Annotated in this window: 18 protein-coding genes; 9 read left to right on the top strand and 9 right to left on the bottom strand. The window is 73.8% G+C overall.

Annotated features, from left to right (window positions below):
- Window positions 1–74 precede the first annotated feature (74 nt).
- The 3 genes from ACIBH3_RS10730 to ACIBH3_RS10740 are packed head-to-tail and all read right to left on the bottom strand — an operon-like array spanning window position 75 to window position 2,057.
- A complete protein-coding gene (locus ACIBH3_RS10730; RefSeq protein ID WP_396311569.1) occupies window positions 75–533 on the bottom strand; it encodes a GtrA family protein in 459 nt (152 codons plus the stop codon).
- Complete coding sequence (locus tag ACIBH3_RS10735; protein ID WP_396311570.1) at window positions 533–1,486, bottom strand: decaprenyl-phosphate phosphoribosyltransferase; 954 nt, start codon at window positions 1,484–1,486, stop codon at window positions 533–535. The genes ACIBH3_RS10730 and ACIBH3_RS10735 overlap by 1 nt, the downstream gene beginning before the upstream one ends.
- Window positions 1,479–2,057 carry a phosphatase PAP2 family protein gene (locus ACIBH3_RS10740; protein WP_396311571.1) on the bottom strand — a complete coding sequence of 193 codons (579 nt, stop codon included), beginning with the start codon at window positions 2,055–2,057 and terminating at the stop codon, window positions 1,479–1,481. Before ACIBH3_RS10740 ends, ACIBH3_RS10735 begins: the two co-directional genes overlap by 8 nt.
- A gap of 512 nt (window positions 2,058–2,569) precedes the next feature.
- Between ACIBH3_RS10740 and ACIBH3_RS10745 the strand changes: the two genes are divergently transcribed.
- On the top strand, window positions 2,570–4,564 hold the full coding sequence (locus ACIBH3_RS10745; protein WP_396311572.1) for a hypothetical protein: 1,995 nt from the start codon (window positions 2,570–2,572) through the stop codon (window positions 4,562–4,564).
- A gap of 32 nt (window positions 4,565–4,596) precedes the next feature.
- Here the strand turns inward: ACIBH3_RS10745 and ACIBH3_RS10750 are convergent, their stop codons facing one another.
- Window positions 4,597–5,304 carry a sirohydrochlorin chelatase gene (locus ACIBH3_RS10750; RefSeq protein WP_396311573.1) on the bottom strand — a complete coding sequence of 236 codons (708 nt, stop codon included), beginning with the start codon at window positions 5,302–5,304 and terminating at the stop codon, window positions 4,597–4,599.
- A 35-nt stretch (window positions 5,305–5,339) separates the two neighbouring features.
- A complete protein-coding gene (locus tag ACIBH3_RS10755; protein WP_396311574.1) occupies window positions 5,340–6,494 on the bottom strand; it encodes a uroporphyrinogen-III synthase in 1,155 nt (384 codons plus the stop codon).
- 192 nt (window positions 6,495–6,686) lie between these two features.
- Between ACIBH3_RS10755 and ACIBH3_RS10760 the strand changes: the two genes are divergently transcribed.
- The 8 genes from ACIBH3_RS10760 to ACIBH3_RS10795 all read left to right on the top strand — a co-directional run bounded on the left by ACIBH3_RS10760 (window position 6,687) and on the right by ACIBH3_RS10795 (window position 18,259).
- The gene (locus tag ACIBH3_RS10760; protein WP_396311575.1) at window positions 6,687–8,945 is read left to right on the top strand and encodes a molybdopterin oxidoreductase family protein; all 2,259 of its coding nucleotides are present in this window, start codon (window positions 6,687–6,689) and stop codon (window positions 8,943–8,945) included.
- Window positions 8,942–10,249 carry an NAD(P)/FAD-dependent oxidoreductase gene (locus tag ACIBH3_RS10765; protein WP_396311576.1) on the top strand — a complete coding sequence of 436 codons (1,308 nt, stop codon included), beginning with the start codon at window positions 8,942–8,944 and terminating at the stop codon, window positions 10,247–10,249. Before ACIBH3_RS10760 ends, ACIBH3_RS10765 begins: the two co-directional genes overlap by 4 nt.
- Window positions 10,249–12,861, top strand: coding sequence for a nitrite reductase large subunit NirB (nirB, locus tag ACIBH3_RS10770; RefSeq protein ID WP_396311577.1), 2,613 nt, complete (start codon window positions 10,249–10,251; stop codon window positions 12,859–12,861). Before ACIBH3_RS10765 ends, nirB begins: the two co-directional genes overlap by 1 nt.
- The gene (locus ACIBH3_RS10775; protein WP_396311578.1) at window positions 12,858–13,343 is read left to right on the top strand and encodes a nitrite reductase (NAD(P)H) small subunit; all 486 of its coding nucleotides are present in this window, start codon (window positions 12,858–12,860) and stop codon (window positions 13,341–13,343) included. The genes nirB and ACIBH3_RS10775 overlap by 4 nt, the downstream gene beginning before the upstream one ends.
- 323 nt (window positions 13,344–13,666) lie before the next feature.
- Window positions 13,667–15,052: a nitrate/nitrite transporter gene (locus ACIBH3_RS10780; protein WP_396311579.1), complete on the top strand. Its 1,386-nt coding sequence runs from the start codon at window positions 13,667–13,669 to the stop codon at window positions 15,050–15,052.
- A 170-nt stretch (window positions 15,053–15,222) separates the two neighbouring features.
- Complete coding sequence (gene nth, locus ACIBH3_RS10785; protein ID WP_396311580.1) at window positions 15,223–16,134, top strand: endonuclease III; 912 nt, start codon at window positions 15,223–15,225, stop codon at window positions 16,132–16,134.
- On the top strand, window positions 16,131–16,862 hold the full coding sequence (locus tag ACIBH3_RS10790; RefSeq protein WP_396311581.1) for an NUDIX hydrolase: 732 nt from the start codon (window positions 16,131–16,133) through the stop codon (window positions 16,860–16,862). Before nth ends, ACIBH3_RS10790 begins: the two co-directional genes overlap by 4 nt.
- Before the next feature lie 212 nt (window positions 16,863–17,074).
- Complete coding sequence (locus ACIBH3_RS10795; RefSeq protein WP_396311582.1) at window positions 17,075–18,259, top strand: MarP family serine protease; 1,185 nt, start codon at window positions 17,075–17,077, stop codon at window positions 18,257–18,259.
- A 72-nt stretch (window positions 18,260–18,331) separates the two neighbouring features.
- Here ACIBH3_RS10795 and ACIBH3_RS10800 read toward each other — a convergent pair whose 3' ends face one another.
- From ACIBH3_RS10800 to nhaA, 4 genes are all read right to left on the bottom strand, one after another.
- Window positions 18,332–18,478: a hypothetical protein gene (locus tag ACIBH3_RS10800; protein WP_396311583.1), complete on the bottom strand. Its 147-nt coding sequence runs from the start codon at window positions 18,476–18,478 to the stop codon at window positions 18,332–18,334.
- A gap of 176 nt (window positions 18,479–18,654) precedes the next feature.
- Window positions 18,655–19,698 carry an alpha/beta fold hydrolase gene (locus tag ACIBH3_RS10805; RefSeq protein ID WP_396311584.1) on the bottom strand — a complete coding sequence of 348 codons (1,044 nt, stop codon included), beginning with the start codon at window positions 19,696–19,698 and terminating at the stop codon, window positions 18,655–18,657.
- 178 nt (window positions 19,699–19,876) lie between these two features.
- Complete coding sequence (locus ACIBH3_RS10810; protein ID WP_396311585.1) at window positions 19,877–20,353, bottom strand: phage holin family protein; 477 nt, start codon at window positions 20,351–20,353, stop codon at window positions 19,877–19,879.
- 101 nt (window positions 20,354–20,454) lie between these two features.
- Window positions 20,455–21,999, bottom strand: coding sequence for a Na+/H+ antiporter NhaA (nhaA, locus tag ACIBH3_RS10815; RefSeq protein WP_396311586.1), 1,545 nt, complete (start codon window positions 21,997–21,999; stop codon window positions 20,455–20,457).
- Window positions 22,000–22,768: the final 769 nt, after the last annotated feature.

Consider the following 22,768-nt stretch of genomic DNA (forward strand, 5'->3'; position numbering starts at 1 on the left):
GTTACTTTCGTTCCGCCCTCCGGACATCCGGATCGGCGCCGGTGGCACGGCGAGGAGCCCGGTTCCCCGGCGGATCACACCGGCGTCCGATCGGCCCGCGGGGGCCGGAAGACCAGGGCGCGGGTGCCCCAGAAGCGCAGAGCCGTCGCGAGGGACATCCCGACGACACTGCCGGAGACCAGGTCCGCGCCGGGGCTGGTCAGGCCCAGCGGGTAGTGCGAGATCCAGACGCAGGCCAGCTGGAGCAGTGCACCGGCCAGGTTCACCATGAGGAACATCGCCGTCTCCCGGCCCACCTGTGCGGCCGGCCCGCCCGCCCGGCGCTCCCGGAACGTCCAGGACCTGTTCCCGAGGAAGGCGACCGCGGTGGAGAGCGTCAAGGAGACCGCCTTGGCGGTGATCGGGCCGCAGGGTCCGCGCAGCAGCAGGAAGAGCAGGACATCGCTCGCGTAGCCGAGCCCGCCGATCACGCCGAACCTGAGCAGCTCGGGAAGCACGGCGCGGAACCGGCCGCTCGGGTGCTGCCCGGCCATCACAGACCCACGACGGCGAGCCCGTACAGCGCCACCCACGACACGCCCAGCACGAGCAGCGGGCGGTCCTTCAGCAGGACGTCCTCCGGCGCGCCGGAGGTGCCGCGGTCCGCGAAGACCGCGTAGCGCAGGATCGCGAAGACGAAGGGCGCGATGGTGATCTGGCGCAGCGCCGGGTGCCCGTCGCCGGAGGGCTCCAGGGCCCACAGGCAGTAGCTGAGGACGGCCACGGCCGCGGAGGCCTGCCAGACGAACCGCAGGTAGCTGAGGCTGTAGGAGGCCAGCAGCCGGCGGGACTCCGCGGCCTGGTCGCCCATCATGACGAGCTCGGAGTAGCGCTTCGCGCCGACCATGAACAGCGAGCCGAAGCCCGCGGTGATCAGGAACCACTGGGACAGCCGGATGTCGCAGGCCAGCCCGCCGATCATGGCGCGGAGCAGGAACCCGGACGTCACGAAGGCGAGATCGACGACCAGGACGTGCTTCAGGCCGGTGCAGTAGAGGATCTGCATGGCCAGATAGCAGCCCAGCGCCGTCGCGGTGGCGGTGTTGCACAGCAGTACCGCGCCGGTGAGGGCGCCGCAGGCGAGGACGGCGGCGGCCAGGTACGCCACCGGGATCGGCACGATGCCGGCCGCGATCGGGCGGTCGCGCTTCTGCGGGTGGGCACGGTCGGCCGCGACGTCCATCGCGTCGTTGAGGAAGTAGATGGCGGAGGCGGCCGCGCAGAACAGGGCGAAGACGATCGCGGTCTGCCGGAGCACGGCGGCGTGGGTGAGCATTCCGGCGGCACCCGGCGCCGCGACCACCAGGACGTTCTTGACCCACTGCCGCGGGCGGGCGTTGCGGATCAGGCCACCGGGCAGGGCGGGCAGGCTGAAGGGGCGGATCGACCAGGGGGCCTCGGCGGCGGGTGCGGGTGCGGGCGCGGGCGGCGCGGTCGTGTCAGCCATCGGAGCGGCATCCCTTCGAGATCCAGGAACGGCCGGCCGCGGCGATGCCGGCTCCCAGTGCGGCGCCCCCGGCCACGTCCGACAGGTAGTGGACGCCCACGACCAGGCGGGAGAGGCAGACCGCGCCGGCGGCCGGCGCGAGCGCCGAGACCGGCAGCAGCGGGGCGAAGGCCAGCGCGGCCGCCGCCGAGGACGTCGCGTGCGAGCTCGGGAAGCTGTGCCGGCCGGCGGTGGAGACGAGGGGCTCCAGGCCCGGCCCACCCGGGCGTGGACGGCGTACCACGCGCTTGATCGCCATGCTCGCGAGATGGGCCGCGGCGACCGTGCCGGTCGCCCGCAGCCAGTTGCCGCGCCGCTCGGTGTCGACCGCCGCGCCGGCGAGGCCGAGCACGATCCAGCCGCCGGCGTGCTCCCCGCACCAGGACAGCGTCTTGCTGACGGTGACCGTCGCGGTAACGGTGGCGGAAGCCGGGTCGCCGAAGTGCCCGCGGACCGCCCGGTGCACCCGGTCATCGAGCCGATGCAATTCCGGAAGTACGGATCGTGTACGGCTGGTACTGGTATTGGACATGCTTATCCCCCTGAAGGTGATGCGCTAGATTCATGCGGGCATCCGATGCCTCGCAGATTCCCCGGCGGATGTTCGACTCCCGCCCCCACTGACATGGACGTCTGGGCGGCCCGGAGGTTGCAGGCGGGTTCCGAGAATTTTGTGCAGCCCCCGCCCGCCCGGCCGTGAAGACTGCCCGGCGAGCCGGGGGCGCCCCCGCCCTGTGCCGTTGAACTGCTGGTATGCCTGCCTTCGGGGGTCGGCTGTGGTGCGCCGGCCGCCGTCCGGCCGCCCGTGGCCGGAGCCGCCAGGGGGTGGAGCTTGTCGGCTCAAGGTGTGACTTCCCGGCTCAAGGTGTGAATTCGGGCAATCCGTCCAGTAGCGGGAGATTGCTCGCCAACGCCTTGCGGGCAGGCTCTTCAGACCCCAATTCGGGTACGGCCATCCGATTCCCCGATCCGACTCTGATACCGTCACGCGGATCGCGGCCTCAGTCGCGACGGAATGCATCTGAGACGGGTCGGGGAAAGCACATGGGCATATTCGGGCTGGTATTAGCTCTGGTGGCGACGGCCGCGGGCACCGCACATGTGGTCGGCGCCCTCGGCCCGTGGCGCGCGGCCGAGGCGCTCTCCGGCTGGATCCTGGCCTTCGCGGCGCAACTGATCGCGTCGGCGCTGCTGGTCGGCGCGGGCCTCGGCCAGTTCCGCCCGCTGCCGCTGCTGGCCGCCGCCGTGCTGCCGGCCGCGGCCGAGATCGCCGTGGTCCGTACGGTCCCTTCGGCGGCAGCCCGGTACCGGGAGAGCCGGGCGGCCTTCACCGGTGCGGTCCGCCGGGCCCTGCACACCCTGCGCCACCCCGTGACCGGCCTGTTCGCCCTGCTGATGGCGGCTCAGTACGCCTGGCGCTTCGCCCTCGGCGCGTTCGTCCTGCCGGTCGAGTGGGACGGCATGTGGTACCACCTGGTCGGCCCGGGCCTGTGGATCCAGCAGGGGTACATCGGCCACACCCCGGCGGCGTTCTGGTCGGACGTCTACCCCCAGGGCCAGGAGGTCATCGGGGCCTGGCCCGGGGTCTTCCTGCACACCCTGCACTGGTCCTGGGCGGCGGGCATCCCCTTCGTCCTGCTGGGCTTCTCGGCCACGGTGTCCCTCGCGCTGCGGTGCGGTGCGCGGCGCCACCACGCGTTGATCGGCGGGTTCGGCTTCCTCGGCATCCCGGCGGTGCTCGCCCAGAGCGCCACCTCCTACGTGGACGTCGCGGCGGCCACCACGGCTGCCGCGGCGTTCCAGTTCGTCCTCGCGGTACGGGCACCGGGGACCGGCGCGCCGCCCACGCTACGCCCGCTGTGGCTGGCGGGCCTCGCCCTCGCGGTCGCGACCAGCGTCAAGCCGTCCAACCTGCTGACCGTCGGCTGCGTCGCGGTGGTCGCCGCCGTCCAGGCGGTCGCCGCCGCGCTCAGGCAGCACGGCGGAGCCGGCCCGCAGGAGCCAGGACGGGGGGTGGCCGTACGGGCGGCGCTCGTCCGGCTGCCCGTACTCGGCTGCGCCCTGCTGCTGCCCTCGCTGCTGCTCTCGTCGTACTGGTACCTGCGGACCTGGCTGGCCCACGGGAACCCGTTCTTCCCGTTCACGATGCTGGGGTTCTCGGGTCGGGGCACCGTCCAGGAGCTCATCATGGACGGCAACACGCCACAGCCGATCCTGGGCCACGCCACGCTCGTGGGGCGGGTGTGGGAGTCCTGGACGACGCCCGCCGGCGCCGGATTCTCCTACGACGAGCGGCTGGGCGGCCTGGGCGGTGCCTGGCTCTGGGTCCTGTTCCCGGCCGTCCTCGCGGCGCTGGTCCTCTTCGTCCGCCGCCGCCGGTGGGCACCGGTGTTCGCTCTGATGCTGCCGATGGCCGTGATGGCGGCGGCCAGTCCGGGGCCGTGGTGGGCGCGGTACACGCTCTACCTGCCCATCCTCGGTGGCGCCTGTCTGGCCGCGCTGCTGACCGCGCTCGGCCGGAGCGGGGCGGGGGTGGCCCGTCCGGCGGGGTCGAGGCGGCACGAGCTGTCCATCGCCCTCGCAGCCGGCTTCCTGGTGGCCACCGCGACCTCGATGTGGCCGGTGACCTTCTCGACCTACCTGCGGACCCCGGCGGGCCACGCCACCGCCTCCGACGCCGTCGACCTGATGCGCGACCCCGTCGCCCAGCAGTCGCGGCTGTGGCCGTGGATCGGCTACGGCGGCGTGCGGGCACTGCCCGACGGCTCCACCATCGCGATCACCGACCGGGGCACGCCGATCCGGCTGCCACTGATGGGCCTGGGCCTCGAACGGCGGCTGGTCCAGGTCACCTGCCAGGACGACCTGACGGCGCTCACCGCGGACCTCGGCCGCTCGGGAGCGCAGTACCTCGCGCTGGACCCGGACAGCGACGCGGACCGAGCGCTGCTCGCCAAGGTGTCCGCGGACCCGCGGCACTTCCGCCCGGTCGGGCACAGTGACGCCGTCCCGCTGTTCGCCGTCGGCGACTTCGGCTGACGGAGCCCACCGGCGGACGGGGGGCGGCGACCTCACACCCGGGCCCCGCCCGCGGGCGCCGCCGGGCGCGGTGCCGGCCCGTGGCCTGCGGCGGCCAGGTAGCGGCGCAGGATCAGCTCGGCCACGGCGGTGTGGGTGCCCAGTGGGGAGGAGACGAGGTCGGCGCCGGCCTCGGCGGCGCGGCGGGCGAAGAAGCCGGGGGCCAGCAGGTACCCGGCGACGGCGATCCGGTCGTGGCCCTCGGCCCGCAGGGCCGCGACGGCCTCGGCCGGTGTGGGCGAGCCCGCGCACAGGTAGGAGGGGATGACCGGGGCGCCGAGGTGGCCGCGCAGCAGGCGGGCCATCCGCGCGGTGTCGGCGTTGGCCGCGGGGTCGCGGGAGCCGGCGGCGGCCAGCACCACCGGGCCGGCGGCGCGCGGCCGGCCCGCCTCGGCGAGGCGGTCGCCGAGCGCGGTCGCCAGCAGCGGATCCGGACCGAGCGCGGGCGCCACGGTGGCCCTGACCCATGGGGCGGCGGCCACGGCAGCCGGGATGTCGGCGTGCACGTGGTACCCGGCCCCGAGCAGCAGCGGGACGAGCACGACCTCGCCCGCCAGCCCGGCCAGCGCCTCGTCCAGTGACGGCCGGACCAGATCGAGGTACCCCACCTCCACCCGGAGGTCCGGGCGCAGCGCCCGGACCTGCTCCAGCAGCGCCTCGGTGGTCGCCACCCCGGCCCGGTCACGGGTGCCGTGCGCCACCGCGAGCAGTGTCGGTGCGGGCCCGCCGCGCCTGCTCACCCGCCCACCGCCAGCCGGTACCCGCGCTTGGGGACGGTACGGACCAGGCCCGCGTGCGGACCGAGCGCGCCGCGCAGCCGGGCGACGGCGGCCTCCACCGCGTGCTCGTCCGGTCCGGAGCCGGCCCAGACCCGGCGCAGCAGGTCGGCCCGGCTGAGCACCCAGCCCGGGCGTTCGGCGAGTGCGCGCAGCACCGCCGCGGGGACGGGCGCCAGCCAGAAGGCCTCGTCGTCGACCAGGACCGCGTTGCCCTGGAGCACCAGGCGCTGGGTGCCGGTGTGCAGCTCCCGCCGGTTGCGGGCGGGCAGGGTCTCGGCGATGGTGCGCACCAGCGACCCGAGCCGCCCGCGCTCGGGCTGGACCACCGGGATGCCGTACTCCTCCAGCGGGCGGGCGCAGACCGGCCCGACGCAGACCGACATGACGTCGGTGCGCAGTGCGGCCAGCACCTCGGCGCGCAGGCCCAGCGCCTCGGCGGTGTCCAGGAAGGCGGTGATCGCCGGCGCGCTGGTGAAGGTCAGCGCGTGCACCTCGCGGCGTACCGTCTGCTCGACCAGCCGCCGTACGGCGTCCGGGTCCTCGGGCGGTGCCCAGCGGTACACCGGGACCTCGATCACCTCGGCGCCCCGCTCGCGCAGGGCGGCGGCGAAGCCGTCCAGCGGCGCGCCGTGCTCCTGGACGGCGATCCGGCGTCCGCGCAGATCCCGGGCGAGCAGCCAGCACAGCAGCTCGTCGCAGGCCTCGGAGTCGGGGGAGTAGGCCTCGTGCAGGCCGCTGGCGCGGACCGCGCCGGTGGCCTTCGGGCCGCGGGTGAGGACGACGGCCTCCCGGCAGGCCAGCGCGAGCCGGGCGCCCTGGCCCCAGCCCTCGGCGGTGCTCATCCAGCCGCGCCAGCCGACGCCGGTGGTGGCCACCACGTAGTCCAGCGGGGCGGCCAGGCAGAGCTCGGTGGCCCGGTGCAGTGCCCGGTCGTCCTCCAGCGGGAGGATCCGCAGGGTGGGTGCCTCGATCACCTTGGCGCCCCGGCGCCGGAGCAGCGTGACGAGTTCGTCGCGGCGGCGCGCGGCGGTGACGCCGACGGTGAAGCCGGTCAGCGGGCCGGTCGACGCTCTGGCCGGCGGCTCGCCGGAGACCGTGCTTGGAGTTCCCATGCTCAGCAGGGTCGGCCCGGGGGGTTTCGTCCGCGTTGCACGGCCGTCACGTGGGCGTTAGGTCAGGGCCAGGCCGTGTTACGGCAGATGTCGTTTGCCCCACCCTGCCCGGGGTGGGCCGTGAGCGAGGCGTACCGCAGGCGCAACGCGCGGGACCCGGTGGCGTAACCGGCCGGGGCGAGGCTCCTCGGCATGACGACGACCGACACCCACTGCCCGTACTGCGCACTGCAGTGCGGCATGCGGCTGCGTACACCGGACGCCGGCCGGGCGGGGGCGGTCGAGGTCCTGGAGCGGCCCGACTTCCCGGTCAACCGGGGCGCGTTGTGCGGCAAGGGCCGTACCGCCGCCGACCTGCTCGGCCCGGCCACCCGGCTGACCGCGCCGCTGGTGCGCGAGCGCAGGGGCGGCGAGCTGCGCGAGGCGTCCTGGGACCAGGCGCTGGACCGGGTCGCGGCGGGCCTGGCCCGCACCCGCGAGCGCCACGGCGCCGACGCGGTCGGGGTCTTCGGCGGCGGCGGGCTGACCAACGAGAAGGCCTATCTGCTGGGCAAGTTCGCCCGGGTGGTGCTGCGCACCGCGAACATCGACTACAACGGCCGGTTCTGCATGTCCTCGGCGGCGGCCGCGCACCGGCGGGCCTTCGGGATCGACCGCGGACTTCCGTTCCCGATGGCGGACATCGCCGCCACCGGCTGCGTGATCCTGGTCGGCGCCAACCCGGCCGAGACGATGCCGCCCGCGCTGCGCTACTTCCGCGAACTCAAGGAGAACGGCGGCCGGTTGATCGTGGTCGACCCGCGCCGGACCAGGACCGCGGAGCTGGCCGACCTGCACCTTCAGCCGGTGCCCGGCACGGACCTGGCCCTCGCGCTGGGCCTGCTGCACCTGGTGATCGCGGACGGCCACCTGGACGAGGAGTTCATCGCCGGGCGCACCTCGGGCTTCGAGCAGGCCCGCGCGGCGGCGATGGTGCACTGGCCCGAGCGGGTGGAGCGGCTGACCGGCGTCGCGGCGCCGCAACTGCGAGCCGCCGTCGAGATGTTCGCGGGCGCGTCGACCGGCATGGTGCTCACCGCGCGCGGCCCCGAGCAGCAGAGCAAGGGCACCGACACCGTCAGCGCCTGGATCAACCTCTGCCTGGCGACCGGCAAGGCGGGCCGGCCCGGCTCCGGGTACGGCTGCCTCACCGGTCAGGGCAACGGCCAGGGCGGGCGCGAGCACGGTCAGAAGGCCGACCAACTGCCCGGCTACCGCTCGATCGAGGACCCGGCCGCCCGGGCACACGTCGCCCGGGTCTGGGGCGTGCACCCGGACGAACTCCCGCGCAGCGGCCGCTCGGCGTACGAGCTGCTGGACTCGCTCGGGCAGCCGGACGGCGTGCGGGCGCTGCTGCTGATGGGGTCCAACCCGGTGGTCTCCGCACCGCGTGCCGCCCATGTGACGGACCGGCTGGGCGGGCTGGACCTCCTCGTGGTGAGCGACCTGGTGCTCTCCGAGACGGCGCGCCTGGCCGATGTGGTGCTGCCGGCCGCGCAGTGGGCGGAGGAGAGCGGCACCACCACCAACCTGGAGGGCCGGGTGATCCTGCGGAGGCAGGCCCTGCGGCCGCCACCGGGCGTGCGCAGCGACCTGTGGGTGCTGCGCGAGCTGGCCGCCCGGCTGGGCGTGCCGAACGGGTTCCCCGCCGACCCCGAGCAGGCCTTCGAGGAGCTCCGGCTGGCCTCGGCGGGCGGGCAGGCCGACTACGCGGGCATCAGCTACGACCGGATCCGCGCGGCGGACGGCGTCTTCTGGCCGTGCCCGGACGAGGACCACCCCGGCACGCCCCGGCTGTTCCTGGACCGATTCGCGACACCGGACGGCCGGGCCAGGTTCGCCGCCGTCTCGCACCGCCCGGCGGCCGAGGAGCCGGACGCCGAGTACCCCTGGTACCTGACCACCGGCCGGGTGGTGTCCCAGTACCAGAGCGGGGCGCAGACCCGCCGGGTGCCGGAGCTCAACCGGGCCGCGCCCGGGCCCTTCGTGGAGCTGCACCCGCAGCTCGCGCAGCGGCTGCGGGTGCGCGAGGGCGAGCTGCTCGCGGTGAGCAGCCGACGCGGGCGGGCGGTGGCCCCGGCGCGGGTGACGGACACCATCCGGCCCGACACCGTGTTCATGCCCTTCCACTGGGGCGGCGCAGGGCGGGCCAACTCGCTGACCAACCCGGCGCTGGACCCGGTGTCGCGGATGCCCGAGTTCAAGGTCTGCGCGGTGCGGGTCGAGCGGGTGGCGGCCCGCCCGGCGGACGGCGGGGTGGAGGGCGCCGGGGTTGCCGAGGTCGGCGGGGTTGCCGGGGTCGGCGGCTTCGCGGTCGCCGGGGCCGAGCCGGCCGCTGTGGCCGCTGTGGCCGCTGTGGCCGCTGTGGTCTCGGTTGTCTCGGTGGTCGAGCGGGCCGGAGCCGGGCGGTGAGCCGCCGGATCGCCGTGGTCGGCGCGGGCATGGCCGCCGCCCGGTTCGCCCATCAGTTCCTGGCCCTGGGCGGGGAGGCCGAGCTGACCCTGTACGGCGCGGAGCCGCGCGGCCCGTACAACCGGGTGCTGCTGGCCGACGTGCTGACCGGGCGCTACGACGCCGAGGCCATCGCGCTGCCGGCCGGCGCCGCCGAGCTGCGGGTGGGTGCCGAGGTGCTCGCTCTGGACACCGCCGCCCGGGTGCTGCGCCTGGCCGGCGGCGGCCCCACCTCGTCCGACACCAACGACGCCAACGACACCAACGACACCAACGATGCCAACGACGCTGACGACCACGCCGACCCTGGCGACCACACCGCTTCCGAGCCGGTGCCGTACGACCAGGTGGTGCTGGCCACCGGCGCCAACCCGGTGCTGCCCCCGATCCGGGGCCTGCGCCTGGCCCACGGCGGCCTGAAGGCCGGCGTGCACTCCTTCCGGACCGTCGCCGACTGCGACCGGCTGGCCGCGGACGCGGCGCGCGCCGAGCGCGCGGTCGTGATCGGGGGTGGAGTGCTCGGCGTGAGCGCCGCCCGCGCGCTGGCCGCGCTCGGCCTGCCGGTGGAGATCGTGCACCAGGCCCCGCAGCTGATCGAGCGCCAGCTCGACGAGCGGGCCGGCCGGGCGCTGGAGCGCGGGCTCGCCGAACTCGGCGTCGCGACGTACTGCGGCAACCGCGCCCGTGCGCTGCACGGCACCGACCGGGTGACCGGCGTGGAACTCGCCAACGGCTACCTGCTGGACGCCGATCTGGTGGTGCTCGCCTGCGGGGTGCGCCCGCGCACCGGCCTGGCCCATTCGGCCGGCCTGCGGGTGGGCTCCGGCGTCCTGGTGGACGACCGGCTCGCGGCCTCCGCCCCCGACACCTACGCGATCGGGGACTGCGCGGAGCACCGAGGGACGGTCCACGGCCTCTCCGCTCCCGCCTGGGAGCAGGCCGACGTCCTGGCCGCCCGGCTCTCCGGCGCCGACCCGGACGCCCTGTACACCGGCTCCCGTCCGCTCGCCAGGCTGACCGCCGGGCCGCTGGAGTACGCGGCCTTCGGCGAGGTCGGCGACGACGGGCCCGGCCTGGACGTGCTCCGGCTGGCCGACGCCACCCGGGGCTCGTACAAGAAGCTCGTGCTGCGCGGCGACCGGCTCGTCGGCGGCATCCTGCTGGGCGACCTGGCCACGGTCGGCGCCCTCACCCGGGCCTACGAGCGGAACGACCCGCTGCCCGCGGATCCCCTGCACCTGCTCACCACCCGAGGAGCCTCCTGATGCCCAGCCCGTCAACCTCCCGCCCGTCCGCCGGCGACCCCTCGTCCGCTCGCCGGAACCTGGTCGTCGTCGGCCACGGCATGGTCGGCCAGCGCTTGCTGGAAGCCCTGTTCGACCGGCCCCAGGGGCAGGCCTGGCAGGTCACGGTCCTCGCCGAGGAGCCCCGGCCGGCCTACGACCGGGTGCAGCTGACCTCCTGGTTCTCCGGTACCTCCGCGCAGGAGCTCTCGCTCTGCCCGCCCGGCTTCCTCGCCGAGCACGACGTGGACCTGCGGCTCGGCGACCCCGCCGTGGCGATCGACCGCGCCGCCCGCACCGTCACCACCGCCGCCGGCCACGTGCTGCCGTACGACGCCCTGGTGCTGGCCACCGGCTCGTACCCGTTCGTGCCGCCCGTCCCCGGGCACGACGCGCCGGGCTGCCACGTCTACCGCACCATCGAGGACCTGGAGGCGATCAGGGACGGCGCCGCAGGCGCCCGCGCGGGTGGCGTGGTCGGCGGCGGTCTGCTCGGCCTGGAGGCCGCCGGAGCGCTGCGGGCCATGGGCCTGCCGACCCATGTGGTCGAGTTCGCACCGCGCCTGATGGCCCTCCAGGTCGACGAGGGCGGCGGCGAGGTGCTGCGCCGCAAGATCGAGGACCTCGGCGTCCAGGTGCACACCGGCGCCGGCACCGAGCGGATCATCACCGGTGACGACGGCCGGGTGCGCGGGATGAAGCTCTCCGACGGCAGCGAACTCGCCCTCGACCTGGTGATCTTCTCCGCCGGGGTGCGCCCCCGCGACCAGCTCGCCCGCGACTGCGGACTGCCGGTCGGCGAGCGCGGCGGCATCACCGTCGACGAGCACTGCCGTACCGCCGACCCGCACATCTGGGCGGTCGGCGAGTGCGCCCAGACCGTGGACGGCCGGGTCTACGGCCTGGTCGCGCCCGGCTACGCGATGGCCGAGGCGGTCGCCGCCGAACTCACCGGCGGCAGCGGCTCCTTCACCGGCGCCGACACCTCCACCAAGCTCAAGCTGCTGGGCGTGGACGTGGCCAGCTTCGGCGACGCGCACGGCGCCACCGAGGGCGCCCTGGAGGTGCTGTACGCCAACAGCCGGGAGGGCGTGTACAAGAAGCTGGTCATCGGCCGCGAGGGCGAGCTGCTCGGTGGCGTCCTGGTCGGCGACGCGGACGCCTACGGCCTGCTGCGCCCGCTCGCCGCCGGCGGTGCGCCGCTGCAGACCCCGCCCGAGCAGCTGGTGCTGCCCGCCTCCCTGGGCGCGGCCGCGGGGCCGGTGGCGCTGCCGGACGAGGCGGTGGTCTGCTCCTGCCACAACGTCAGCAAGGGCGTGATCCGGGCGGCCGTGCGCGATCACGGCTGCGGGAGCGTCCCCGAGGTCAAGAAGTGCACGAAGGCCGGCAGCGGCTGCGGCAGCTGCGTCAAGCTGCTGGGCACCATCGTGGCGGAGGAGCTGGCCGCCGGCGGCATCGAGCAGGCCCGCGGACTGTGCGAGCACTTCGCGCACACCCGGGCGGAGCTGTACGAGATCATCCGGGTCAAGGGCATCAGCTCCTTCGGCCGGCTGATCGAGGAGCACGGCACCGGCCTGGGCTGCGACATCTGCAAGCCCACCGTCGCCTCGATCCTGGCCGCCCTGGGCAACGGGCACATCCTGGACGGCGAGCAGGCCGCGCTCCAGGACACCAACGACCACTTCCTGGCCAACCTCCAGCGCAACGGTTCCTACTCGGTGGTGCCCCGGGTCCCCGGCGGCGAGATCACCCCCGAGGGCCTGATCGTGATCGGTGAGATCGCCCGGGACTTCGGGCTGTACACCAAGATCACCGGCGGCCAGCGGATCGACCTCTTCGGCGCCAGCGTCGACCAGCTCCCGCCGATCTGGCGGCGCCTGGTCGACGCGGGCTTCGAGTCGGGACACGCGTACGGCAAGGCGCTGCGCACGGTGAAGTCCTGCGTCGGGCAGACCTGGTGCCGCTACGGCGTCCAGGACTCGGTCGGCCTCGCCATCGAACTGGAGCTGCGCTACCGCGGGCTGCGCGCCCCGCACAAGCTGAAGTCGGCGGTCTCCGGCTGCGCGCGGGAGTGCGCCGAGGCGCAGAGCAAGGACTTCGGGGTCATCGCGACGGCCGAGGGCTGGAACCTCTACCTCGGCGGCAACGGCGGCATGACGCCTCGTCACGCCGACCTGTTCGCGGCCGACCTGGACCGCGAGACGCTGATCCGCACCATCGACCGCTTCCTGATGTTCTACATCCGCACCGCCGACCGGCTGGAGCGTACCGCCCCCTGGCTGGAGCGCCTGGAGGGCGGCATCGACCACCTGCGCGAGGTGATCCTCGACGACTCGCTGGGCATCTGCGCCGACCTCGACGAGCTGATGGCCCGCCACGTGGACACCTACGAGGACGAGTGGGCGGCCACCCTGGCCGAGCCCGACCGCCTGCGGCGCTTCGTCTCCTTCGCCAACGCACCCGGCGTCCCGGACCCGACCGTGCGCTTCGTACCCGAGCGGGACCAGATCCGCCCGGCCCTGCCCGGCGAGGCCGGGCAGCCCTTGCAACCGGCCCTGATCGCCGGGCCCGACCTGGAGGTTCGTACCCGATGACCACGCAGACGCTGCAGGAGATGCCCGAGGCGCCGACCATGTCGCAGCTGCCGGTGGCGCAGTCCGCGCAGTCCGCGCGCCCCCTCACGGGTGCGACGGTCGAGATCCACGACGGCGAGCGGTGGACGCCCGTCTGCGACCGGGCCGACCTGATCCCCGGCCGGGGCGTGGCGCTGCTGCTCGGCGGCGCGCAGGTCGCGGTCTACCTTGGTGCGCGCGGCGAGCTGTACGCGGTCGACAACCGCGACCCGTTCAGCGGCGCGTACGTCCTCTCCCGCGGGCTCCTCGGCAGCCGGGGGGACGTGCCGGTGCTGGTCTCGCCGATGTACAAGCAGGCCTTCGACCTGCGCACCGGCAGCTGCCTGGACGAGGACCTGGCTCCGGACGGCTCGCCGGCGGTGCTGCGGCTGTGGCCGGTGCGCCTGGCGGGCTCCGCCTCCGGAGCCGCCTCCGGAGCCGGTGATGGTGCCGGAGCCGCGTAGATCCCGACCCCGCGCCCGTACGGCCGTCCGTGCCGGGCGCGGGCTTCGCGCAGTCCTCACACGGGTCGGCGGGCGGCGTGCTGGAGATGTTCCACGACCGAGTCGGCGCGGGCGGTCACGCGAAACCTGCGCTTCCTAGCGTGAAACCGGGTTCGCAAGCCCCCGGTACCCGTAGCGCCCCTCAGTGCCCCCGGGACTCCCCAGGCCCCGGGGGCAGCGCAAGACCCGTAAGCCCCCTAAGCCCCGCAAGCCCCGCAAGCCCCGCAAGCCCCGCAAGCCCCAGGTCTTCCCTCCCCTCCCCCCACACCCCAGGGCAGGTCACGATGAGCACAGCGGTCCGTGAACCCGAGAACCCCGCAGCCCCCGCACCGGACGTGGCGCGCCGACGGCGCGGCATCGACGACTGGCGGCCCGAGGACACCACCTTCTGGGAGCAGGGCGGCGCCCGGATCGCCCGGCGCAACCTCGTCTACTCGGTGCTCTCCGAGCACATCGGCTTCTCGGTGTGGAGCCTGTGGTCGGTGCTGGTGCTCTTCCTCGGGCCGGAGTACCACATCGACCCCGCGGGCAGGTTCACCCTGACCGCGCTGCCGACCGCGCTGGGCGCGGTGCTGCGGCTGCCGTACACCTTCGCGGTGGCCAGGTTCGGCGGCCGGAACTGGACGGTCTTCAGCGCGCTGCTCCTGCTGGTGCCCACCGTGCTGGCCGGAATCGTGCTCGAGCCCGGTGTCTCGTACGGCACCCTGCTCGCCGTCGCCTGCGTCGCCGGCGTCGGCGGCGGCAACTTCGCCTCCTCGATGGCCAACATCAACGCCTTCTACCCGCAGCGGCTCAAGGGCTGGGCACTGGGCATCAACGCGGGCGGCGGCAACCTCGGCGTGCCCGCCGTCCAACTGCTCGGCCTGCTGATCCTGGCCACCGCGGGCGCCGCGCACCCCCGGCTGCTGCCGCTGGTCTACCTCCCGCTGATCATCCTGGCGGCGCTGGCCTCCGCCCTGCGGATGGACAACCTGACCGCCCTTCGCGGCGACGGGATGGCCATGCGTGAGGTCACCCGCAACCCGCACACCTGGGTGATGGCGGTGCTGTACATCGGCACCTTCGGCTCCTTCATCGGCTTCGGCTTCGCCTTCGGGCAGGTGCTCCAGGTTCAGTTCCACGAGCAGTTCGACACCCCGGTGAAGGCCGCCTACCTGACCTTCCTCGGCCCGCTGCTGGGCTCGCTGGTCCGGCCGGTGGGCGGCCTGCTGGCGGACCGCTGGGGCGGTGCCCGGGTGACCCTGTGGAACTTCGCCGCCATGGCCGCCGGTGCGCTGGTGGTGCTGACCGCCTCCCGGGAGAAGTCGCTGCCGCTGTTCATCGCGGGCTTCGTCGCCCTGTTCGTCCTCAGCGGCATCGGCAACGGCTCGACCTACCGGATGATCCCGGCGATCTTCCGGGCCCAGGCCCGCAAGGCCGTCGACGCCGGCGCCGACCCGGACGCGGCCGAGCGCGACTCCCGGCGGCACGCCTCGGCGGTGATCGGCATCGCGGGCGCGATCGGTGCCTTCGGCGGGGTCCTGGTCAACATCGCCTTCCGGCAGTCGTTCCTCACCACGCACAACGGCAACGCCGCGTACCTCGCCTTCCTGGCCTGCTACGCCGGCTGCCTCGCCCTGACCTGGGCGGTGTACGTGCGTCCCGCCGCCTCCCGCCTGAGCGGCGTGTGACAGCGGGCCCCGGCGGCGCGCGGGCCGGTCTCCTGGCGGAGGCCGGCTCTCGCGCTGCCCCGGTCGTGGCCGAAACCAGGGGTCAGTGGCGGGGGCAGGGGTCGGGGCGGGCCCGTGCAGTCCTGATGAACGGCCCCCGTTCGGCAGCCCTCCCGGCGTAGCCTTCGTGCATGGCAGAGAGCAAGGTCCGGAAGACGGCTGCGCCGGTGGTGAAGGCGGTTGCGAAGCCGAGGAAGCCGGAGTCCCGCCTGGCGATGGTCCGGCGGGCACGAAAGATCAACCGTGAGCTGACGGAGCTGTACCCGTACGCGCACCCCGAGCTGGACTTCGACAACCCCTTCCAGCTGCTGGTGGCCACCGTGCTGTCGGCGCAGACCACCGACCTGCGGGTGAACCAGACGACGCCCGGACTGTTCGCGAAGTACCCGACGCCGCAGGACATGGCCGCGGCGAATCCCGAGGAGCTGGAGGAGATACTCCGGCCGACCGGCTTCTTCCGGGCGAAGGCCAAGTCGCTGCTGGGGCTCTCCGCGGCCCTGCGGGACCGCTTCGACGGCGAGGTCCCGGGCCGCCTGGAGGACCTGGTGACGCTGCCGGGGGTGGGCCGCAAGACCGCCAACGTGGTGCTCGGCAACGCCTTCGGCGTGCCGGGGATCACGGTGGACACCCACTTCGGGCGGCTGGCCCGGCGGTTCGGGTGGACGCCGGAGCTGGAGCCGGAGAAGGTCGAGGCCGCGGTGGCCGAGATCTTCCCGAAGTCGGAGTGGACGATGCTCTCGCACCGGGTGGTCTTCCACGGCCGCCGGGTCTGCCACTCCCGCAAGCCGGCCTGCGGGGCCTGCGCGATCGCGCCGCTCTGCCCCTCGTACGGGGAGGGCGAGACCGACCCGGAGAAGGCGAAGAAGCTGCTGAAGTACGAGCTGGGCGGGCAGCCCGGCCAGCGGCTGCGGCCGCCGGCGCACTACCCGGGGCAGGCCGCTGCCGCTGCCGCTGCCGCGGCGACGGCTACGGCGACGGGCACTGCGGTGTCGGACGCCCGGTCCACGTCCGGAGCCACGTCCGGGCAGGAGGCGGGCGCGTGAGCCCGCGGGTCGAGCGTGAGGGGCTGCCGGCCTGGTTGGAGCCGGTGCGCGACGCAGCCGAGACCGTCCGGCCGGAGCAGCTGAGCCGCTTCCTGCCACCCGCCGAGGGCGGCCGGCCATCCGCGGTACTGATGCTGTTCGGTGAGGGGCCGGCCGGCCCCGACCTGCTGCTGATCGAGCGGGCCCGCTCGCTGCGCTCGCACGCGGGGCAGTCCTCGTTCCCCGGCGGTGCGCTGGACCCCGAGGACGGTGACCCGCACGGCGCCGGCCCGGTGGCGGCGGCGCTGCGCGAGGCCTGGGAGGAGACCGGCCTGGATCCGTCCGGTGTCCAGGTGTTCGCGGCGCTGCCGGCGCTGTACATCCCGGTCAGCTCGTTCGTGGTCACGCCGGTGCTGGGCTGGTGGCGTCGGGAGAGCCCGGTGGCGCCGGTGGACCAGGCCGAGACGGGCGCGGTGTTCCGGGTCCCGATCGCGGATCTGGTCGATCCGGCGAACCGGGCGCGGCTCAAGCACCCCTCCGGCCACACCGGCCCGGCGTTCGCCGTGGCCGGGCGGCTGGTCTGGGGGTTCACGGCGGGCGTGATCGACCGGGTGCTGCACCACAGCGGGCTGGAGCGCCCGTGGGACACCAGCCGGACGCTCTCCCTCTCCGACGAGGCCATCGATCTCGTCCAGGGCAGCCGTGCCCGCTCCAGCGCGCTGCTGCGCGATGCCGCGGCGGGGACGTAGCCCGTGCCCGTTCCCCGGCGCGTGCCGCCCGAGCCATGGCCGCCCGTCCGTCCCCCGAGGAGTGGGGGACGGACGGGCGGGGCGTATTGTCCTGCTTTATGTTGGCCTGCTTTACGGCCTGGGGTCGGATGAGCAGAGCTACCCCTGATATGCACGCCTGAGCTGCGCGTCGCGCGCGTCGCGTACGTCGGGGCCTCGAACGAAGGATCTCAGTGAACGTCCTGGATCTGCTGTTGATCGCTGCCGCGATCGGTTTCGCCGTCTCGGGTTACCGTCAGGGCTTCGTGGTGGGCGTGTTGTCGGTCCTGGGCTTCCTCGGCGGCGGGCTGATCGCCGTCCAACTGCTCCCATTGCTGCTCAGCCATCTCAGCCCCGGTACCACGGCCTCCGTGGTCGCCGTCGTCGTGGTGATCGTCCTCGCGGCGGTCGGGCAGGCGGTCACCACCCACTTCGGCTGGAAGCTGCGCGGCCATATCGACCGCCGCCCGACCAAGGCACTGGACGCGGCCGGCGGCGCGGTGGTCAACGTGATCTCGATGCTGCTGGTCGCCTGGCTGATCGGCTCCGCGCTGGCCGGCACCTCGCTGCCGACCGTCTCCAAGCAGGTACGTTCCTCCATGCTGCTCGGCGGCGTCCAGGACACGTTGCCGGCCGATGCGCCCAACTGGTTCTCCGACGTCTCCAAGGCGCTGGCGCGCAACGGGTTCCCCCAGGTCTTCAACCCCTTCGAGCACGAGCCGATCACCGTGGTCGAGGCCCCGGACCCGCTGCTGGCCGGCAGCCCGGCGGTGGCCAAGGCCAAGCAGAGCCTGGTCAAGGTGGTCGGCACGGCCACCGCCTGCGGGAAGACCCTGGAGGGCAGCGGCTTCGTCTACGCACCGCACCGGGTGATGACCAACGCCCACGTGGTCGGGGGTGTCGACGAGCCCACCGTCCAGATCGGCGGCACCGGGCAGCTCTACGACGCGACCGTGGTCCGCTACGACTGGCAGCGCGACATCGCCATCCTGGACGTTCCCAAGCTCACCGCGCCGCCGCTGGCCTTCGCGGGCGATGCCAAGACCAACGACAGTGCGATCGTCGCGGGCTTCCCGGAGAACGGTGCCTTCAACATCCAGCCGGCCCGCATCCGCGGCCGGATCCAGGCCAACGGCCCGGACATCTACCACCGCGGCCAGGTCGTGCGTGACGTGTACTCGGTGCGCTCGCTGGTTCGCCAGGGCAACAGCGGCGGACCGCTGCTCACCCCGGACGGCCAGGTGTACGGCGTGGTCTTCGCGAAGTCGCTGGACAGTGCCGACACCGGCTATGTGCTGACCGCCGCGGAGGTCCGTGAGGACGCCGACCGGGGCGCGAGCGCCACCGCTCGGGCGGACACCGAGGGCTGCGCGCTCTGAGGTGCCCGGTGCACTCCGGGGTGCTCTGACGCCGGGGTGCCCCGGAGCCCTGGTGGCGCCGGCGCTCCGGCCTCAGGACTCCCGCCGCAGCCGGGCGCCCACCCAGCGGGCCCGGCGGCCGAGGATGTGTGGGATGCCGAGCTGCCGCTGCGCCGATCGCTGCCGACGGTCCGGTCCGTCGAAGGACAGCTCATCCGCCCAGTCGGAGCGGCGGGTCAACCTCTGCGGGCTGCTGTGGCGTCGGCCGCGAGGCGCCGCGCCGCGATCGGGCATCCAGGTCATACCGGTATGGATGCCCGTGGGCCGCTGGGAGTAACCGCTCTTCGGGGGGCGAATTGGCCTATGCGATTGTCATATGAGCGCAATGTAAAGGAAGTTGGTCCACCGCTCGCCCGTCAGTCCTTGTGCCGGCCCACCCAGCCGATCAGCTCCGCCGAGAACTGCTCGGGCGCCTCCTCGTGCGGGAAGTGCCCGATCCCCGGCAGCAGCCGCCACCGGTACGGCGCCGCCACGTACTCGCCCCCGCCGAGCGCGGTGCGCGACAGCAGTACCGGGTCTGCCGCGCCCTGGATGTGCAGCGTGGGAGCGGTGATCGGCTTCTTCATCCGGCGGGCGAACTGGATGCCGTCCGGACGGGCCATCGAGCGCAACAGCCAGCGGTACGGCTCGATCGAGCAGTGCGCGGTGCTGGGGATCTGGATCGCCTGCCGGTACGCCTCCACGGCGGCGCGCTCCAGCTGGTTGGGCCCGGTCCAGGCATCGAGGTAACGGCCGACCAGCGCGGCATCCTCGGCGACCAGCCGGCGTTCCGGTATCCACGGGCGCTGGAAGCCCAGCACGTGGTCGAACGCGGCGATCTGGCGGCGGTCGGTCAGCAGCGCCCGGCGCAGGTCACGCGGGTGGGCCGCCGAGACCACGGTCAGGCTCTGGATCACCGAGGGGCGCATCACGGCCGCCACCCAGGACAGCGTGCCGCCGGCGGCGTGTCCCACCAGGTGCGCCCGCCGCTCGCCGAGTGAGCGGATCACCCCGGTGATGTCCAAGGCGAGGTTCCCGGGGTCGTACCCGCGTGGCGTCCGGTCGCTGCCGCCGATGCCCCGCAGGTCCAGGGCGACGGCCCGGTAGCCGGCCTCGGCGAGCGCGGTCAGCTGGTGCCGCCATGCCCACCAGTACTGCGGCCAGCCGTGCACCAGCAGCACCAGCGGTCCCTCGCCGACTTCGGCGATGTGGAACCGGGCGCCGTTGGCCGCCAGGTCGCGGTGCGTCCAGGGACCGGGCTGCCGGATGCTCCAACCCGCGGCGGCGGTGCCCGGGCCGGCCTCGGAGCCGGGCGTGATGCCGGCGGAGGTGCCGGTGGTGGTCCCGGCGCCGGTGCTGGCGGCGCTGGCGGCGGTGCCGGTGGACGGCTGCGGTGGTACGGGCTTCTGGTCGAGCGGCATACCGAGAGCGTTTCACATCCGCGCGGGGAACATGTCCCCGGCACTCGCAGGGGCTACGCCCGATGCCGTACGCCCTGGCCGAGGCCTCGCGCCGGCACCTTCACGGCACCGCGTCGGCGCTCTCACCGCCCGGCCGGTCCGCCCGGCGGGCTGCTTGGCCGGTCCGCCCGGCGCAAGATCAGGGCCGGCGGCCCAGTGCCCGGTCGATCTCCTCCTTGGTGGCAGGCCGTGGCCGGGCGTTCTTGAGCACGTCGGCGGTCGCCTGGGCGCCCTCGATGGTGCGGTGCGGCTTCTCGATCCGCTTGAACGAGCGCAGCGCCAGCAGCCCGAGCAGCGCCGCCAGCACCAGATACGCGCCGGCCACGACCAGGAACGACCAGCCGAGCGACAGGCCCAGCGCGTGCAGGCCGAAGGCGGCTGCCGCGCTCAGCATCGGGACGGCGGCCAACGCCACCACGCCGGCCACCGTGAGCGAGACACCGCCGGAGACACCGCGCTTGACGTCCTGCCTGATCTCCGCCTTGGCCAGCGCGATCTCGTCGTGGACGAGTGCGGAAAGGTCGGCGGTGGCCGCGGCGAACAGCTCCCCCACCGAACGCTCGCCCTCGTAGGGCGCCCGGCCGTTGCTGGACGGGTCTGCGGCTCCTGCGGGCATCAGCGGTTCTCCTCTGCGGCTTCTGCGGACTGTCGACAGTTCAGAATCATGCCCTTACCGGTCAGTCGGGCACCACTCCGGGGCCCCGGCGGGGGGATGTGTCACCCCGACGCGCCTTCCTGCCTGCCGTCGGAGGCATCGTTTGCCGTGCCGTTTGCCGTGCCGCCCGCCGTGCCGCCCGCCGTGTCATCCGGCGCGCCGGTCGACGCACCGGGTGCGGTGTCGCCCGACGCATGGTCGGTCGCGCGCTCGACTCTGCCCGCGCCCGCGCCGCCGACCGCTGCGCCTGCGTCCGCGTCCGCGCCCGACGTGCCGTCGGGCTGCCGTATCCGGGCCTGCCAGGCCGCGTCGTCCAGCTCGTAGATGTCGGGGATGCCGTCGCCGTCCGAGTCGCGGTCCTCCTCCTCGCACAGCTGCCGGTAGTGCAGGTTGCGCAGCTTGAGCAGCACGGTGGCGACCAGCGCGCAGAGCAGCGAGCCGACCAGCACGGCGGCCTTCGCGGTCTCGGCCAGCCCCGGGTCGCCGGGGAAGGCCAGCTCGCTGATCAGCAGGGAGACCGTGAAGCCGATCCCGGCCAGGGTGGAGACCGCGAACAGGTCGGCCCACTTGAGCCGCGGGTTCAGCTCGGCGCGGGTGAAGCGGGCGGCCAGCCAGGTGCCGCCGAAGATGCCGACGGTCTTGCCGACCAGCAGGCCGAGGATGATCCCCAGGGGTGTCGCCTCGGTGAAGACGTCGACCAGGGCCGGGCCGGAGATCGTCACCCCGGCCGCGAACAGGGCGAAGACGGGCACGGCGAAGCCGGCCGAGAGCGGGCGGACCTGGTGCTCGATGTGCTCGCCCGGCGACTGCTTCTCGTCACCGATGCGGTGGCAACGGAGCATCAGGCCCATCGCCACACCCGCGACCGTGGCGTGCACACCGCTCTCGTGCATCAGCGCCCAGGTCACGAAGGCCAGTGGCACATAGAGGTACCAGCCGTGGACCGCGCGGCGCTGGAGCAGCCAGAACAGTGCCAGGCCCGTGAAAGAGAGCCCGAGCGCCCAGAACTTGATGTTCGAGGTGTAGAAGACCGCGATGATCAGGATGGCGATCAGGTCGTCGACCACCGCGAGAGTGAGCAGGAACGCCCGTAGCGCGGAGGGCAGGTGGGTGCCCACCACGGCCAGCACGCCGAGCGCGAAGGCGATGTCGGTGGCGGTCGGGATCGCCCAGCCGGCCGGATGCCCACCGCTGCCGAGGTTCCCGAGGGTGTAGACGAGCGCGGGCAGCGCCACGCCGCAGACGGCCGCGATCACCGGCAGCAGCGCGGCGCTCGGGCTGCGCAGCTCACCGGCCACGAACTCGCGCTTGAGCTCGATGCCGGCCACGAAGAAGAAGATCGCCAGCAGCCCGTCGTTGGCCCAGGCCTCCAGGGTGAGATCCAGGTGGAGGGGTCCGGACGGGCCCACGGTGTAGTTCAGGACACTCTCGTACGCGTGCGGCCAGACGTTGGCCCAGATCAGCGCCACCACGGCGGCGATCAGCAGTAGGACGCCCCCGACGGTCTCGGTGCGCAGCGCATCGGTGAGGTAGGTGCGCTCGGGGAGTGAGAGCTGGCCGAGGAACTGGCGGCGGGTCGTCGGTTCGGTGGGTGGCTGGGTGGCCACGCGGGGACCTCCTGGAGCGGGAACGGCATGCGGATGCACCTGTGGTGCAGTGCCGACCAGACTTCCCGGCTCACCCAATGACCCATCAAGAATCTTGTTGCGTCTTTGACAGTCTAATGGGAACAGCAGTGGGATATCCGCTTTGTCATACTTTAGGGCCTCGGGCTCTCCGGCTCGGGGCGCGGGCCGCCGAATGGCGTCGGGCCGGTGCGGATGGGTGAACCCAGGCCGGTCGCCGGTCGCAGGCACTCCCCGTCGCGGGGTGGCGCACTTCCGGTGCGGAGGCGGCGGATGCCCGTCGAGGAGATGGACGGGTTGAGTGCCGCGTCACTCATCACCGTCGGAGGCGAGGGTGCGCAGGCCCCCCTGCCTCTGCTGCCCGAACCGTTGCAATTCCCAGTGAAGCTGAACCAGCCCGGGCTGACGCCGGCACCGCGAGCGGCCACCCCGAGGCCATCCCGCGAGGGACTCCGCGAGGCCGCCTCCCGGCCGTCCGGCTCGCGGCCGGCGCGTCGTCCACCTCATGTGCGAGACGTTGCGCAGGCCGGTGGCGGAACGCAGTGAGGAGGAGCCCCGTGGCGCTCCTCGCTGCGCTGCGAGGCCGGGCTCCCCGACCGGTGGTGGTCGGGCGGGGAGCCGTCGGCCGGACTCGTCAGCCCTTGCCGTCCTTCTGGGGGAGTTGGGCCTGGATGGTGTTCATGACGGTGGTGTCGGCGAGGGTGGTGGTGTCGCCGATTTCGCGGCCTTCGGCGATGTCGCGCAGGAGGCG

The sequence above is a fragment of the Kitasatospora sp. NPDC050543 genome (assembly GCF_044457565.1).
Classification (GTDB): Bacteria; Actinomycetota; Actinomycetes; order Streptomycetales; family Streptomycetaceae; genus Kitasatospora.